Here is a 14390-nt window from a genome sequence, read left to right on the forward strand (position 1 = left end):
ACGCGCCTCAAGACCATCACGACCCGCTGGCCCACCGGTATCCGCGCCGGGGCTGATTTCGTCATGCCCACGATGGAGTAGTCGCCCCGGCACAGGACTCACCCGGCCGTCACGGCCGCGGCGCCTTCGATCCCGGATGCTGCCGCAGCATGAACAGCTTTCCCATCAGAGCGGCCATCTCGCTCTGACGGGCCACGCCGAGCTTCTCGAAGACCCGGCGCAGGACCGTGCGGGCGGTGTTTTCCGTAATACCGAGGGTGACCGCCGCATCGGCCGGCGCCGTCCCGGATCCGACGAGGGCGGCCAGCCGCGCCTCGCCCAGGGTCAGGTGAAACAGGTCGCGAACGACGGCTGGGTCGAACGGGCGGCTCTGCGCCTGATCGGTCACCAGGACGATGACGCTCGCCGTCTGAAGGGCCGGCCCCTCGATCGGCGTCTGGAGCGGGACGATCTGAAGAATCAGGCTTCGATCGCCGTCGGGCAGGATCAGCGCCGGGCCGACACGCCCGTCTTCGGCACCGCCATTCTCGACGCGGCCGAGTTGCTGGGCCAGAGCGCGCCGGACCGCCCCGTCGCCGAGTTCGAGCCGCCCCGCCACGATTGCGAGGCCGCCGCCAACGAAGTCCTGCGCCGTCTGGTTGGCGAAGAGAACTTGGCGATCGCCGGCGAGGACGAAGACGCCGCAATCGATCCGGTCCAGCGCCCGCGAGAAGCCGATCCGCTCGGCCTCGGCATCCATGAGCCGGATCGACAGACTCAGGGCACGCTCCACATGCCGGCTGAGCGCGAAGAGCTGCTCCTGCAGTGCATCGGAATAGGCCGGTTTGTCCTGATCCCGCAGCAACGAGAGGATCACGCTCACCTCTGGATAGGGCGAGACCGGCACCGCCATGCCCCAGAGGATGCCGTGGGGCAGCAGGAAATCCTGGTAGATCGGCAGGGTGGCGATCTCGTCTGCGGTGAAGAGCTGATGGTCGGCCTGTACGTCGCGGTGACCGTTGGCAATGGCTTGGAAGACCCGCTCGGCGCGGACGTCGAGGTGCTGCCAGCTCTGCTCGTATTCCTGGAGCATCGATGCGAGCGTCGGCGAGACGATCGCTCCGAATCGGTGGTTCCGGTGCTGGTACAGAAGCAGCGCGCCTCGTGAATCCAGCAGTTCAGCAATTGCCTGAAGTGCATCCGGCCATCGGTCGGGCGCGGACGCTGCTGCATAAATGGTTTCGATGACGAGATTCCAGGCCGCGAAACACATCGGTCGTCCAGATAAAAAAATCTCTCCCGGAAGCGTCAACTCTCACGCCATTGGGACCAACAGGATAGATCATACTTTCGACTAAGAGAATTCAACTTAAGTTCCGTGCGAAGCCAATTTTCAGGCGCTTTGCACCCGGCGAATCCTGATCGCTCGGGAGCGCCGTCCGCGACGCACGACCGGAGTGGGCACACGGAATGACCTGCGGCAGCCTTCGAGGAAGGTGCGACGCGTCGGCCGAGGCCGAGATCAAACAGGCTTTCGTGATTTGGCATCCTCCGCGGGATGCGGTTGGTTTGATTCTCGTAGACGAAGCAGCTCGTCCGTGCCGCCATCGCGCGGAACCGCACGAAACCGAGATGGAACGTGCGGCGGATGAATCAGGCGTTGGGGATGATGGGTGGGGCCGCTCCCGCGCGCGCCTACGGGGTCGGTAACGTCAACGGAGGGACGAGGACGGTCCAATCCATGCGCTTCATATCGAAGCTCGAACTGGTGCCTGCCGGTGTCGGACTTCCCGCCTCAGCAGAGCCGCCTTCTACGAGCACGATCACGTGCTATTCCGACCAGCCCAGACGCAGCGGGAGCGCTCTGAAATGACCGGTGCGGTAGTGATCGGCGCCTCCGGCGGTATCGGCCGCGCCCTCGTCGATGCGCTCGCGGCCGAAGGCGGGGGCCGGACGGTCTTCGCGTTTTCCCGCTCGGGCTCGTCGTTCTCTCGTCCGATCCACTCGGGGCAGATCGATCTGGCTGACGAGACTTCAATTGCCGCGGCGGCCGAAGCCGTGGCGCGGGTGGGCCCTCCCGATCTCGTCATGATCGCCAGCGGGGTCCTCCACCAAACTGGTCTGTCGCCAGAGAAATCACTCAGGAGCCTCGACCCGGCGGCCATGGCGACGGTGTTCGCCGTGAACACGATCGGGCCGGCTCTCGTGGCCAAGCACTTCTTTCCCCTGATGCCCCGGACCGGCCGAAGTGTCTTCGCGGCCTTGTCGGCGCGCGTCGGGTCGATTGAGGACAATCGCCTGGGAGGCTGGTACGCCTATCGCGCATCGAAGGCTGCCCTGAACCAAATCCTGCGCACCCTCGCCATCGAGGCCAGGCGCACGCACCCCGATGCGATCGTCGCCGGACTTCATCCCGGGACGGTGGCGACGTCACTCTCCCGTCCGTTCCGGCCAGACACGGATGCGCCGGGGCTGTTCACGCCCGAAGTCAGCGCGTCGCATCTCCTGAGGGTCCTCGCAGACCTGAAACCGGGAGATTCCGGCAGGGTCTTTGCCTGGAACGGGCAGCAGATCCCGGCCTGATACGGAGCGCTGATTTTACCTATCAGTACGGTCCGCAGGGGAACCCGCAGGGTATCCCCTGCCCGAAAACGTCCCTGGCCTGCGTCAGCGACCGGGCTGCCTATTCGGAACGACGTGCTTCGTGGATCCGTTGGGATCAGGACAATCCCATTGCGCCACCGTCGGTGCGAAAGGACAACATCGTCATGCTGGTTCTTCTTCGCTTCCTGCGCGCATGGACACTCCTGTCCATTCCGGCCGGCATCGTGATGGGAAAACTGCTCAAGGCGAACCGCAGGGCGATGGAACAGCGATCCCGTCGGCCGTGAGCTGCCGGGGCTTCGAATGGCCCCTGTCATTCGAGGAGAGCGTCCGTGAGGGACCGTGGAGGTCTCCGACCGCAATCCTGTCTCAAACGCCGTTGGGCTATCGGTGCGGTGGCAAGGAAAACCTTTCACCTGCGAGCCGCTTAGCTTGATCCAACTCAGCGAGAGTTCGGGAGCATCGCACAACGCGCAGTGGCTACCGCCGCGACTGGAGACTCAGTCTCGCGACATTCAGCCGAATTTGGCTCGCATCGCTTCGGAAGCCTCGTCGCAAACACCGGACACGCGCCCCGTGTTCACACCCTTCTTGCCGCGTAGAGGCCCGAGAAAGCCTACCGATCCGTGCCGCGCCCAACCATCATGGATGGGCTTCGGAATGCGTCTTCGCTCGACACCTCTGAATTCGCCGACGGCACGGCGATCCCGCACGCTTGGCAGTAGGCCTGGATCAGCTTGGGCACCTGATGGTGCCAGGACAGGCTGTTCACGACACGCTCGCGACCAATCTCGCCCATGGCGGCACGCTTATCGGGGTCGTCGAGCAGGGAGACAATCTTCTGCGCGAAGTCGATGGGATCATTCGATTTCGCGTAGAGTGACGAGCCTTCCGCGGATCGGCGTCCCTCGGTGACGTCGAACTGAACGATCGGCTTCCCAAGCGCCATGTACTCGATGATCTTGTTCATGGTCGACTTGTCGTTCATCGTGTTTACCCGGTCAGGGTTCACGCAAACATCGGACGTGGAAATGATTTCAAACAGATCCTGATCTGGAATGCGCCCCGTGAACACGACGTAATCTTCGAGACCCATCCTTCGGGCCTGATCCTGCAGAGCCTTCAAGCTCGACCCACCGCCGACGAGGCAGAACAGGACGTCCTCACGCCCCAGGGTGAAGATCATGTGCGCTGCGGCTTCCAGCAGAAGGTCGATACCCTCCTGATCGCCCATGACGCCGAGGTACCCGACCATGTGCTGGCGTCCGCGACGCAGAGCGGCATTTGGCGGAAGCACCTGAAGGCGCCGCAGGTCGGGTCCACTCCGGACGATGAAGACTCGGTCGGGCGCCATTCGTCCGCGTTCGATCGCAATCTGCTTGTAACTTTCGTTCGTTGCGATCGAGACGTTCGCACATGCGAAGGTCAATCGCTCGAACAGGATCATCAGGCGCCAGAAAAACCCGCGCCGGCCGAACTTGGCTTCGTAAAGTTCAGGATTGATGTCGTGATGATCGAAAATGAAGGCTTTGCCGAGGATCTTGAATTGCAGGGCGACAAGGAAGATCAGATCCGGTGGATTACAAGCATGGATGACATCGAAGCCATGCTTGAACAGGATCTTCCAGGCCAACCGGCTTTCATGGAACAGGGCAACGCCGTATTCCCGTAGGTAGCCCAGGGCGTTTTCGGCATCGGATGGGAGGTGATGCCGATAGACATGCACGCCCTCGATGCACTCGTAGGGCGCCTCGTATCCCTTGCCCATGGGGCTGATGATCGAGACGACCGCTCCTGCCTCGTTGAGCGCACGAGCTTCCTGCCAAACGCGACGATCGAACGGCACTGGCAGGTTTTCGACGATGATGAGGACGCGCTTGCCTTGAAGCTGCATGGCCTTTTCAACTCCCAACCAGATCTCGGATAAGCCTCAGGAGGGACTTATTTCAGTCGACTGATGTCGACGACAATCGGGTCACGGAGCGTAAGATCCGAACCTTTTCCGTTCGTGTCGATCACGATGTCGAATTGCTCCCGCTCCGCGTATTCGCGCGAAACGAGGATATTCGGCAGTTCAGGCAAATAGGAAACGGCATACCCGAGATTCTGACCGACCAAGTTGTTCGGCTTTAGAAAAGGATCGTAGACAGCAAGTTCATATCCGCCCTGGAGCAGTTTGCGTGCGAGATCGATGTGAGGGCTCTCGCGAAGGTCGTCGCTGTCGCTCTTGAAAGCCAATCCCAGCATCAGAACCTTTGCACCGGGCTTCAATCCTTGCGTGCAATACGTGAACAGGAAGTGCTTGTGTGCCTCGTTCGATCGGATCAACGCGTCGACGACTGGCGTGTTCGCGCCAACGTCGCCGGAGATGTACTGGAGTGCTCGCACATCTTTGGGCAGACAGGATCCGCCGAAGGGGCCACCTGGACGGAGATAGTAGGGGGAGATGTTGAGTTTCGTGTCGGACACGAAAATTTTATGCACCAGGCGCGTATCGATGTTCAATTGGACACACACGCGGCCAATCTCGTTTGCGAACGCGACTTTCAGCGCGTGGAAGGTGTTGTCGACGAACTTGGTGAACTCCGCATCTCGGAAGCGCGTGTAAAAAGTCGGCGCCGTAATACCTTCATTCATCTGCTCGAGGCGCGGGCAGGGTTCACCGTCCACCGTGCCGACCACGATCTTCGGCGGGTCGAAGTAATCCTCGATCGCTGTTGACTCACGCAGGAACTCGGGGTTGTAGACCAGTTCGACGGCATCGACCTTGTCGCCCAGCATGAACTTGAAGATCGGCTGGATCAGTTCGTCGATCGTGCCGGGGCGGATGGTGCTCCGGTAGACAACCGTGAGAGGGGCGACCCTGCCGGACCGAAGCGACGTCGCGATCTGGCGAGACACCTCCGCGATGTAGCTCATATTGTGGGATCCATCCGCGGCACTCGGCGTGCCGACGCAGACGATCGCGATGTCGCACCGATCCAGCTCAGAGCCGACAGCCGTTACGCACTTCAGTCGGCCATCCTTCAGAGCCGCCTGAAGAAGATCCTCGATGCCGGGCTCCAGAATAGGCGATCGCCCTTCATTGATCTGGCGCACCTTGTCATTGCTGACATCGACTCCAATAACCTCGTGCCCTTGCCGCGTTAGGCAGGCCGTCGTCGTCAGTCCAACGTAGCCAAGTCCAAATACAGCAATACGCATCAGGCCGCTCCAACAATCTTCGAGTCACAACTCGACATTGCATCAAATCTCGAATTCTTTTCTTTGATCTCGCATCCCATAGGCGAAGGCTCTTGGGAATGCAAAAAACAAATTTCCCTAGCGCAGCATGGACAACCGAGACCTGTTCCTATGGCCTCGCGCGCCACTCACCTACCAGCCTAAAAGGCAGCTTATACGGTATGTCACGCCTGTATCTCCGAACGATGACGTAGCGGTCTCTAACCGGGCCGAGGTGGCTCAGCAAAATTCGCGCCAGGACGCCTGAACATCAAAGACAACCCTCGTCGCAGCACCTGTTGCGCGTTGTTAGACAAGCAATTGACCGATCCACTCCCCGGCGCAGCAACGATACATTGGATTTTCACAGCAGAAGCGCGGATCTACGCCGCCTCATCGATCATCAAAACTTGAGAGCCGCACCCCTCAGAGTGATACACACCAGTAAAAACCTTCTCGATTGGCCAATCTAAGTCCCCCGCCTTCGATAATTTAACGGCACACCACGGTTGTTTGCCCTGCGTCAGGCTCGGAAGATGCACACCGATCTTTCGACAAGGCAAAGACGGATGGATGTATCCCTCGGTGTCGACGCCCTGCGGGAGGCCCTCATAGATGCGCGGAACGTCTCGCCGCGCTGCGATGAATTGCTTCGCATTCTCAAATCATCGGCATCTATTCAGGATTTCCTTCCCTAAATGCTGATGGAATTTCGCCTTGCGGGGTCCGAGATTTGAATGCCGTGCGCGGCTATGCGTATGCATGTTCAGCTAGCAGTTTTTTTTCACCTCGGCAATGCATTTGGTGCGCTGCAACACTTAGCGCCCTGGCATACCCATCTTGTCCGAATGACCGGGTGATATCGGGCTTCCGATACGCCTCCCGGAATGAGCGCTCGATGCGAACCTTAAATAAGAAAAGAACATCAGACGCTCGATGCACAATTATCGTCTCTAGTTTATAAATATTTTTACGAAATCAAGTCTGACCGAGACGCGACAAAGTATCAATATGCTGCTTAGGAAAGCCTGTATTGGCCAGATCGTTGCGTTGCAAAGCACGTGTCGACACCGCCAAATACTGGGTTGGCATTCGTGATATCGGCCGTGGCTCGTTGATGGCGCCACTCGTAGATCAAATTCGCGAAGGCAAAGTCGTCCGAGAGGCGTCCGCTTCATCGATCGGGACTTCGATTGCGCTGGAGCCGCTCCGTCCTGATCCGGCTCAGCGTGCGATGCTGATGTCGGACCATTCCGATTCCACCTCCGGTGCTCTGCTTGCGAAAGCTGCCTCGTGCTCACGCCGAACGTCCCGGCGAGTCTCGGCACGACCTTACGAGCAATGCGCGACGACGCCTCAGCACCGGCCGCAGAGGTGCATGTCGGTCACTCCCAATGCTCAACGAACTGGTGAGAAACGCGCGGTATACAGGGCCTGAGATACACGGCGCGTTCGTCGAGGTCGCGCCATCCGGACAGGGAGATTGCGGGTGAATGCCGCTCTAGCGTCATCGATCGGGGCCGCGACGCCCACCGACCGGCTGCCCGAGCTGTCGCGGTTGGCCGCCCTCTTCGCGCGGACCGTGTTGGAGGCCCAGATTCAGGGCCGCCCGGTCCCCGACGACCAGATCCGGTTCCTGCTCGACGCGGCCCTGCTCCTGAACGAGTACGGCATGGACCTGCCGTCCCCCCTCGACCAGATCATGCAGGATGCCAGCGCACCGAAAGGGCCGGAGCCGGTGGCCGACAAGACGGCGCGGACGGAGACTCAGGACGACGATGCCGGCCGCCTCGCCTGGCTGCTGCGCCCGTTCCAGGGTGCAAAGGGCTGAAGGCGCCGACTCAGGGCAGGCTGTAGCCCGGCTTCTTGAAGAGGGTCTCCGGCCGGCCGACGATCTCGGGGCGGTAGACCTGCGACTCCCAATCGGCCTGGGCGACATCCTCGATCGACACCGAGACGGCCCGCTCCGCGGCGCCGGCGCTGGCCATGAGGGCGGCCGCGAGGGCCTCGGCGATCTCCGCCTTCTGCGCGTCGGTCTTGCCCGGGTACATCTTCACGGTCACGTGCGGCATGGGTGCGGTCCTGCAGTCGGATGTCGGGAGGGCCGCCCCGGGCGGCCGCCGGGGTCCATGCCAGGGCCGGACCAGGCCGGCAAGCCGCCCCCCCGATCATCCCGCCAGGCTACGATACGGACCTTCATCGATGCCGTCCGCGCATCGATCGATCCGCCCTTCGCATTGGACGCCTCCCGTCGGCGCCGGTACCCCTACCGTCAAACGAGTCTTCGCTCGACGAAGTCCGGCATCGATAAAAATCGGGTGGGAACGATGGCGCTGGCTCTACCGCTGGAGGCGCGCGCGCAGGGTCGCGTCCGCTGGGGCATTCTGCTGATGCTGTTCATGACCACGGTCGTGAACTACGCCGATCGCGCCATCATCTCGATCGCCGGCACGCCGATGTCCCAGGAACTCGGCCTGACCCCGGTGACCCTGGGCTACATCCTCTCCGCCTTCAGCTGGTCCTACGTCGCCGCACAGGTGCCCGGCGGCTGGATGCTCGACCGCTACGGCTCCAAGTGGGTCTATGCCGGCGGCATCTTCTTCTGGTCGCTGTTCACCTTGGCTCAGGGTTGGGTCGGCTTCCTCGGCGGCGGCGCCGTGGCCGCGCTCTTCATCTTGCGCTTCCTCGTCGGCATCGCCGAAGCACCGTCCTTCCCCGGCAACGCCCGGATCGTCACGGCCTGGTTCCCCAGCGCCGAGCGCGGCAAGGCCAGCGCGATCTTCAACGCCGCGCAGTACTTCGCCCCGGTGCTGTTCGCGCCCCTGACCGCCTGGGTCACGCACGAATACGGCTGGCGCTACGCCTTCATCGTCATGGGGGTCATCGGCATCGCGCTCGCGGCGATCTGGGTCCGCGTCATCCACGATCCGGCCGACCATCCCACCGTGACGAAGGCCGAGCTCGACCACATCGCCTCCGGCGGCGCGCTCCTGGCCCTCGATGCGGGAAAGCCCGCCGCGCAGAAGGGGTTCGACTGGGGCGTCGTGCGCCAGCTCCTGTCCAACCGGATGCTGGTCGGCATCTACGTGGCGCAGCACTGCATCAACGTGATGACCTACTTCTTCCTGACCTGGTTTCCGATCTACCTGGTCAAGCAGCGCGGGCTGACGGTGCTGCAGGCCGGCTTCGTCGCCTCGCTGCCGGCGCTCTGCGGCTTCCTCGGCGGCATCCTGGGCGGCGTCATCTCGGACGCGATCCTGAAGCGCACCGGCTCCCTCACCCGGGCCCGCAAGATCCCCATCGTCGCCGGCATGCTGCTCTCGATGTCGATCATCGCCTGCAACTACGTCGACTCGCCGGCCCTCGTCATCGGCTTCATGGCGCTCGCCTTCTTCGGCAAGGGCATCGGGGCGCTGGGCTGGGCGGTGATCTCCGACACCTCGCCCAAGGAGGCGGCGGGCCTCAGCGGCGCGATCTTCAACATGTTCGGCAACACCGCCGGCATCACCACGCCGATCGTCATCGGCTACCTCGTCCAGGCCTCGGGCTCGTTCAACGGCGCCCTGGTCTTCGTGGGCTGCAACGCGCTGATCGCGATGATCGCCTACCTCGTCATCGTCGGCGAGATCCGGCGGGTCGAGCTGCGCAAGGCGTGAGGAGAACAACCATGCTCGGTGAACCGGCGACCCCCTCCGACCGGACCGGCGACACGCCCCGGACGCTGCGCCTGCACCCGGACGACAACGTCGCCATCGTGGTCAACGCCTTCGGCCTGCCGGCCGGCACCGTCTTCGAGGACGGGCTGACCCTGGTCGAGTTCGTGCCGCAGGGCCACAAGGTGGCGCTCGTCGACATCCCGCCGGGCGGGAAGGTGGTGCGCTACGGCGAGGTGGTGGGCATCGCCCTGCGCCCGCTGGGGCGCGGGTCCTGGGTCGAGGAATCCAGCGTCGAGACCCCGCTGGCGCCCGACCTCGACGCCCTGGAGAAGGCGACCCGCGTACCCGCCCCCCTGCCGCCGCTGGAAGGCTATACCTTCGAGGGCTACCGCAACCCGGACGGTTCGGTGGGCACCAAGAACATCCTGGCGATCTCGATCAGCGTGCAATGCGTGGCCGGCACCCTCGACGTCGCCGTCCGGCGGATCAAGCAGGATCTGCTGCCGCGCTTCCCCAACGTCGACGACGTCGTCGGCCTCACCCATGCGTATGGCTGCGGCGTCGCCATCAACGCCCCCGAGGCGGTGATCCCGATCCGCACCCTGCAGAGCCTGGCCCGCAATCCGAATTTCGGCGGCGAGGTCATGGTGGTCGGCCTCGGCTGCGAGAAGCTAGTCTCGGAGCGCCTGCTGCCGGAGGGCTCCGCGGCGGCCGACAGCGGCGTGGTGCGCCTGCAGGACGAGCGCCACGAAGGCTTCGGCATGATGCTCGACAGCATCATGGCCATGGCGGAGGCGCGCCTGGAGGTGCTCAACCGACGCACCCGCGAGACCTGCCCGGCGGCTGACCTCGTGGTCGGCCTGCAATGCGGCGGCAGCGACGCCTTCTCGGGCGTCACCGCCAACCCGGCCCTCGGCCATGCCGCCGACCTCCTGGTCCGCTGCGGCGCCACCGTGCTATTCTCCGAGGTGACGGAGGTGCGCGACGCCATCCACCTGCTCACTCCCCGGGCCGCCACCCCCGCGGTCGCCGATGCGCTGATCCGCGAGATGGCCTGGTACGACGACTACCTCGCCAAGGGCGGGGCCGACCGGCGGGCCAACCCGTCCCCGGGCAACAAGAAGGGCGGCCTCAACAACATCGTCGAGAAGGCGCTGGGCTCGGTGGCCAAGTCCGGCTCCTCGGCCATCGCGGGCGTGCTCGCCCCCGGCGAACGGGTCCGCGACAAGGGCCTGATCTTCGCCGCGACGCCGGCGAGCGACTTCGTCTGCGGCACGCTCCAGCTCGCCTCCGGCATCACCCTCCAGGTCTTCTCCACCGGGCGCGGCACCCCCTACGGCCTCGCCCACGCCCCGGTGATCAAGGTCGCCACCCGCACCGAGCTGGCGGAGCGCTGGTCCGACCTCATCGACCTCGATGCCGGCCGCATCGCCACGGGCCACTCCACCATCGAGGAGACCGGCCGGGACCTGTTCCACCTCATCCTCGACGTGGCGAGCGGGCGAAAGCGGCCCTGGTCCGACCGCTGGGGCCTGTTCAACGACCTGACGCTGTTCAATCCCGCCCCGATCACCTGAGGCGGAGGTTTCAGGCGCCGTCCCGCTGCCAGGGGTGGCCTCATCCCGGCGCCCAGCCGGCGAGCCCGGAGCCGGAGGAGCCCCGCGCCGGGCCGTCGTCCGAGACGGCGCGGGAGCGGAGGCCGGGGCGCGGATGCTCCGCCTCGCGGCGCCTCCGACGGACGGGCTAGGTCTCGGATCGGCCGAGCGCGGCTGCGGCCGGGGCGCCCGATCCGGCGCGCCCGGCGAGGCTGCGCGCGACCTGGCGGCCGAGCGCGATGGCGGGGACTTCGATCCAGCGATGCACCAGGGCCGCGACGGCGATGGTCGCGAGGGCGGTCGCGGCGGCGAACAGGTGGATCGGGACGACCGATTCGTATCCGGCCAGGGCGTGCTCGATCACCACCTGAACCACCGGCCCGAACAGGTAGATCGAGTAGCTGATCGCGCCCAGGTAGGTGAAGACTCGTCCCTCGATGCGCAGCTTCAGGGCGAGGAGGGCGAAGAGCGCCATCGCGAGCCAGTAGGTGACGACGTACTTCACCCAGTTCTCGTGAAAGCCCATGTCGCGCCCATAGGCCAGCACCGAGATCACCGGAACCGCGCAGACGAGCACGCCCGTGACCCATGTGAGCGCGGAGCCCCAGCCCGGCCGCTTCTCCAGGACGTGGTAGCGCAGGCACAGACCCCAGAACATCACGGCCAGCGACAGAGGCACCGCCACGGGAAATTTCCGCTCCAAGGTGAAGCGCAGGAAGGCCAGCGTGACGGCGGCCGCGATCAGCGCGAGGGCCGAAAGCACGACACCCTCGCGATCGTCGAGCCGGCCGAGAGCGAAGAGACCCACGCAGAGGACGTAGAAGATCAGCTCGATCTGCAGCGTCCAGTACAGGCTTATGATGTTCTCGACGCCGACGAACTGCTGAAGCATCGTGATGTTGGCGGCCACGAGCAGGGCCGGTACGTCCCGCCCCGCCCAGAGGAACAGCACGAGCAGGCCGCACGGAATCGACAGCCAGTAGGCGGGATAGAGGCGGAAGAACCGCGAGACGGCGAAGGACAGGATGGGTCGGTCTCCCGCCTTGAACAGCGAGAAAGGCACCACGAATCCGGACACCGCGAAGAACAGCGTCACGGCGATCTTGCCGATGTCGACGTACTCGGTCAGTCCGGCCAGGGCGATGCGCTCGAAGGAGGACGGCCCGAGCCGCGCCTTGAGCCCGAACTCGACGGTATGCGCGTAGATGACCGCCAGGGCGGCCAGACCGCGAATCGAATCGATACAGTGCAGGCGACGCATGGCCGGAGATGGGTTGCGCCCTCAACGGCGAGGGCCATCCAGGGATTGCAGGGGCGGCCCCCTTCGACAAGGCCCTTCGCGCCGCGTGGTAAACGGCCCGGGACACCGTCGATCCGATCGTTCCGGCGATCCCGGTCCGGGACCGACCCCTGGGAGAGGGCCGTCATCCTGGCGCTCCTCACGAGGCTTCCGGCATCTTGTCCCGCCCTCATGCGCCTGGAACGGCGCTCCCGCGCATGGACAGTTGCGGCAGGAGCGGGCGCGGTGCACGGCGCGAGGGGTCGGGACACGCGACCTCCTTCCGGAGGCCGGCCGCGGCGGGGAACCCGGCCGGCCCAGCCGCATTACAACCGCAAGTCGTCGTCGCCCCCATCCGAACCGACCCGGCGCCGGAATTCGGGGCCAGATCTGGAGATGCCCATGTTCGGCCGAATCGCTCTGGCAGCCTGCTGCGTGCTGCCCGCCCTCGCGGCCACCGGTGCTAGGGCCGGCGAGGAGGAGCAGGCCGCCCTGTGCCGCGGCGACGTCATGCGCCTGTGCCTGAGCGCCGTGCCGGACCGCGACCGGATCGTGTCCTGCATGCAGGTGCACCGGGCGAGCCTCAGCCCCGGCTGCCGCACGGTGTTCGACGGCGGGACCCGTGCCAAGGGCGGCACCCGCTCGGCCGCGCTGCGCTGACCGGGGGGCCGCCGCGGGGCGCGGACCCGGTCCGGTTCCGTCCCCGGCTCGGTTGTGTCCCGGCACGGCCCTTGTAAAGGAAGGGCCATGCAAGCCCCTTCTCCGCTCCGACGGCCCTTCTCCGCCTTCCGGTCGATGCTCACCAGCGAGGCCGGCGGCGGGCTCGTCCTGATGGCGAGCGCGGCCCTCGCGCTGGTGGTCGCGAACTCGCCCCTGGCGGCGAGCTACTTCGCGGCCTTGCAGGCCAAGGTCGGGGGCCTGAGCGTCCTGCACTGGATCAACGACGCGCTGATGGCGCTGTTCTTCCTGCTCGTCGGCCTCGAGATCAAGCGCGAGATGCTGGACGGGCGGTTGCGGACCTGGCCGGACCGGATCCTGCCCGGCCTCGCCGCCATCGGCGGCATGGCGGCGCCGGCCCTGGTCTACGTGGCGGTGAACCGGCACTCGCCGGAGACCCTCCGCGGCTGGGCGATTCCCGCCGCCACCGACATCGCCTTCGCCCTCGGCATCCTGGCCCTGCTCGGCTCCCGGGTGCCGGTCTCGCTCAAGGTCTTCCTGACCGCCCTGGCGATCATCGACGACCTCGGCGCGGTGCTCATCATCGCGCTGTTCTACACCGCCGACCTGTCTCTGCCGATGCTGGGCGGGGCGGCCGTGACCCTGGCGGTGCTCTACGGCCTGAACCGGGCCGGCATCCGCCGCCTGTCACCCTATCTCGTCCTCGGTGCGGTGCTGTGGTTCTTCGTCCTGAAGTCCGGGGTGCACGCCACGGTGGCCGGCGTCCTGCTGGCCCTGACGATTCCCCTGCGGCTCAGCCTCGGCCGGCCGGACGACCCGACCTCGCCCCTGCACCGGCTCGAACACGCCCTGCACCCCTGGTCGGCCTACCTGATCCTGCCGATCTTCGGCTTCGCCAATGCGGGCGTGTCGCTCGCGGGCTTCACGCCGGGGATGCTCCTCGACCCCGTGACCCTCGGGGTCGCCCTCGGTCTCATCGTCGGCAAGCAGATCGGCGTGTTCGGCCTCGTCCTCGCGGCGGTGAAGCTCGGGCTCGCCCAGCGGCCGGCGGGGGCCGGCTGGATGCAGGTCTACGGCGTCTCGCTCCTCTGCGGCATCGGCTTCACCATGAGCCTGTTCATCGGCCTCCTGGCCTTCGCCGACGCGCCCGAGCTCGAATCCGAGACCAAGGTCGGCGTGCTGGCCGGATCGATCGTCTGCATGGCGGCCGGCGCCCTCGTCCTGCTGCTCGCGCCGCGGCGCCGGGTCGGGGACCCGAAGGTCCGGGCCGCCGCCGACGCCTGAGGCGCCCGGAGCGCGCGCCGGTCCCGCGCCTGCGCAGGAACGTCGCAGGCGCTGAAAGCTTCGCGCCCCGCTCCGGTTGTCGCCCCTGACGGC

At 65.3% G+C, this 14390-nt stretch carries 12 protein-coding genes; 7 read left to right on the forward strand and 5 right to left on the reverse strand.

All coding sequences use genetic code 11. From position 1 onward, the window contains the following. Positions 1–109: 109 nt before the first annotated feature. Entirely contained in the window at positions 110–1072 is a 963-nt protein-coding gene (locus AC0IWM_RS13140) for a helix-turn-helix transcriptional regulator (RefSeq protein ID WP_471755630.1), read from the reverse strand. A 776-nt stretch (positions 1073–1848) separates the two neighbouring features. Here AC0IWM_RS13140 and AC0IWM_RS13145 point away from each other — a divergent pair. Together AC0IWM_RS13145 and AC0IWM_RS13150 are read left to right on the forward strand one after the other, a co-directional pair. Beyond that, positions 1849–2562 (forward strand): SDR family NAD(P)-dependent oxidoreductase, encoded by a 714-nt coding sequence (locus AC0IWM_RS13145; RefSeq protein ID WP_471755632.1) that lies wholly within the window; start codon positions 1849–1851, stop codon positions 2560–2562. A 185-nt stretch (positions 2563–2747) separates the two neighbouring features. Beyond that, the gene (locus tag AC0IWM_RS13150) at positions 2748–2870 is read left to right on the forward strand and encodes a hypothetical protein (protein ID WP_471755634.1); all 123 of its coding nucleotides are present in this window, start codon (positions 2748–2750) and stop codon (positions 2868–2870) included. A gap of 329 nt (positions 2871–3199) precedes the next feature. Here the strand turns inward: AC0IWM_RS13150 and AC0IWM_RS13155 are convergent, their stop codons facing one another. Together AC0IWM_RS13155 and AC0IWM_RS13160 are read right to left on the reverse strand one after the other, a co-directional pair. Next, the gene (locus AC0IWM_RS13155; protein WP_471755636.1) at positions 3200–4477 is read right to left on the reverse strand and encodes a glycosyltransferase family 4 protein; all 1278 of its coding nucleotides are present in this window, start codon (positions 4475–4477) and stop codon (positions 3200–3202) included. Between the two features lie 47 nt (positions 4478–4524). After that, the gene (locus AC0IWM_RS13160) at positions 4525–5787 is read right to left on the reverse strand and encodes a nucleotide sugar dehydrogenase (RefSeq protein WP_471755638.1); all 1263 of its coding nucleotides are present in this window, start codon (positions 5785–5787) and stop codon (positions 4525–4527) included. Positions 5788–7294: 1507 nt separating this feature from the next. Between AC0IWM_RS13160 and AC0IWM_RS13165 the strand changes: the two genes are divergently transcribed. Further along, on the forward strand, positions 7295–7636 hold the full coding sequence (locus AC0IWM_RS13165) for a hypothetical protein (protein WP_471755640.1): 342 nt from the start codon (positions 7295–7297) through the stop codon (positions 7634–7636). A 10-nt stretch (positions 7637–7646) separates the two neighbouring features. Here AC0IWM_RS13165 and AC0IWM_RS13170 read toward each other — a convergent pair whose 3' ends face one another. Further along, positions 7647–7877 (reverse strand): tautomerase family protein, encoded by a 231-nt coding sequence (locus AC0IWM_RS13170; protein WP_471755642.1) that lies wholly within the window; start codon positions 7875–7877, stop codon positions 7647–7649. A gap of 255 nt (positions 7878–8132) precedes the next feature. Here AC0IWM_RS13170 and AC0IWM_RS13175 point away from each other — a divergent pair, with 255 nt between their 5' ends. Together AC0IWM_RS13175 and garD are read left to right on the forward strand one after the other, a co-directional pair. Further along, on the forward strand, positions 8133–9461 hold the full coding sequence (locus tag AC0IWM_RS13175) for an MFS transporter (protein ID WP_471755644.1): 1329 nt from the start codon (positions 8133–8135) through the stop codon (positions 9459–9461). A gap of 11 nt (positions 9462–9472) precedes the next feature. After that, the gene (garD, locus tag AC0IWM_RS13180; protein ID WP_471755646.1) at positions 9473–11038 is read left to right on the forward strand and encodes a galactarate dehydratase; all 1566 of its coding nucleotides are present in this window, start codon (positions 9473–9475) and stop codon (positions 11036–11038) included. Between the two features lie 166 nt (positions 11039–11204). Here the strand turns inward: garD and AC0IWM_RS13185 are convergent, their stop codons facing one another. Beyond that, complete coding sequence (locus AC0IWM_RS13185) at positions 11205–12317, reverse strand: acyltransferase family protein (protein WP_471755648.1); 1113 nt, start codon at positions 12315–12317, stop codon at positions 11205–11207. 420 nt (positions 12318–12737) lie between these two features. Between AC0IWM_RS13185 and AC0IWM_RS13190 the strand changes: the two genes are divergently transcribed. Together AC0IWM_RS13190 and nhaA are read left to right on the forward strand one after the other, a co-directional pair. Further along, complete coding sequence (locus AC0IWM_RS13190) at positions 12738–12995, forward strand: hypothetical protein (protein WP_471755650.1); 258 nt, start codon at positions 12738–12740, stop codon at positions 12993–12995. An 87-nt stretch (positions 12996–13082) separates the two neighbouring features. Further along, a complete protein-coding gene (gene nhaA / locus AC0IWM_RS13195; protein ID WP_471755652.1) occupies positions 13083–14297 on the forward strand; it encodes a Na+/H+ antiporter NhaA in 1215 nt (404 codons plus the stop codon). The last annotated feature ends 93 nt before the right edge of the window (positions 14298–14390 follow it).

It is taken from the genome of Methylobacterium sp. AC433 (genome assembly GCF_979253015.1).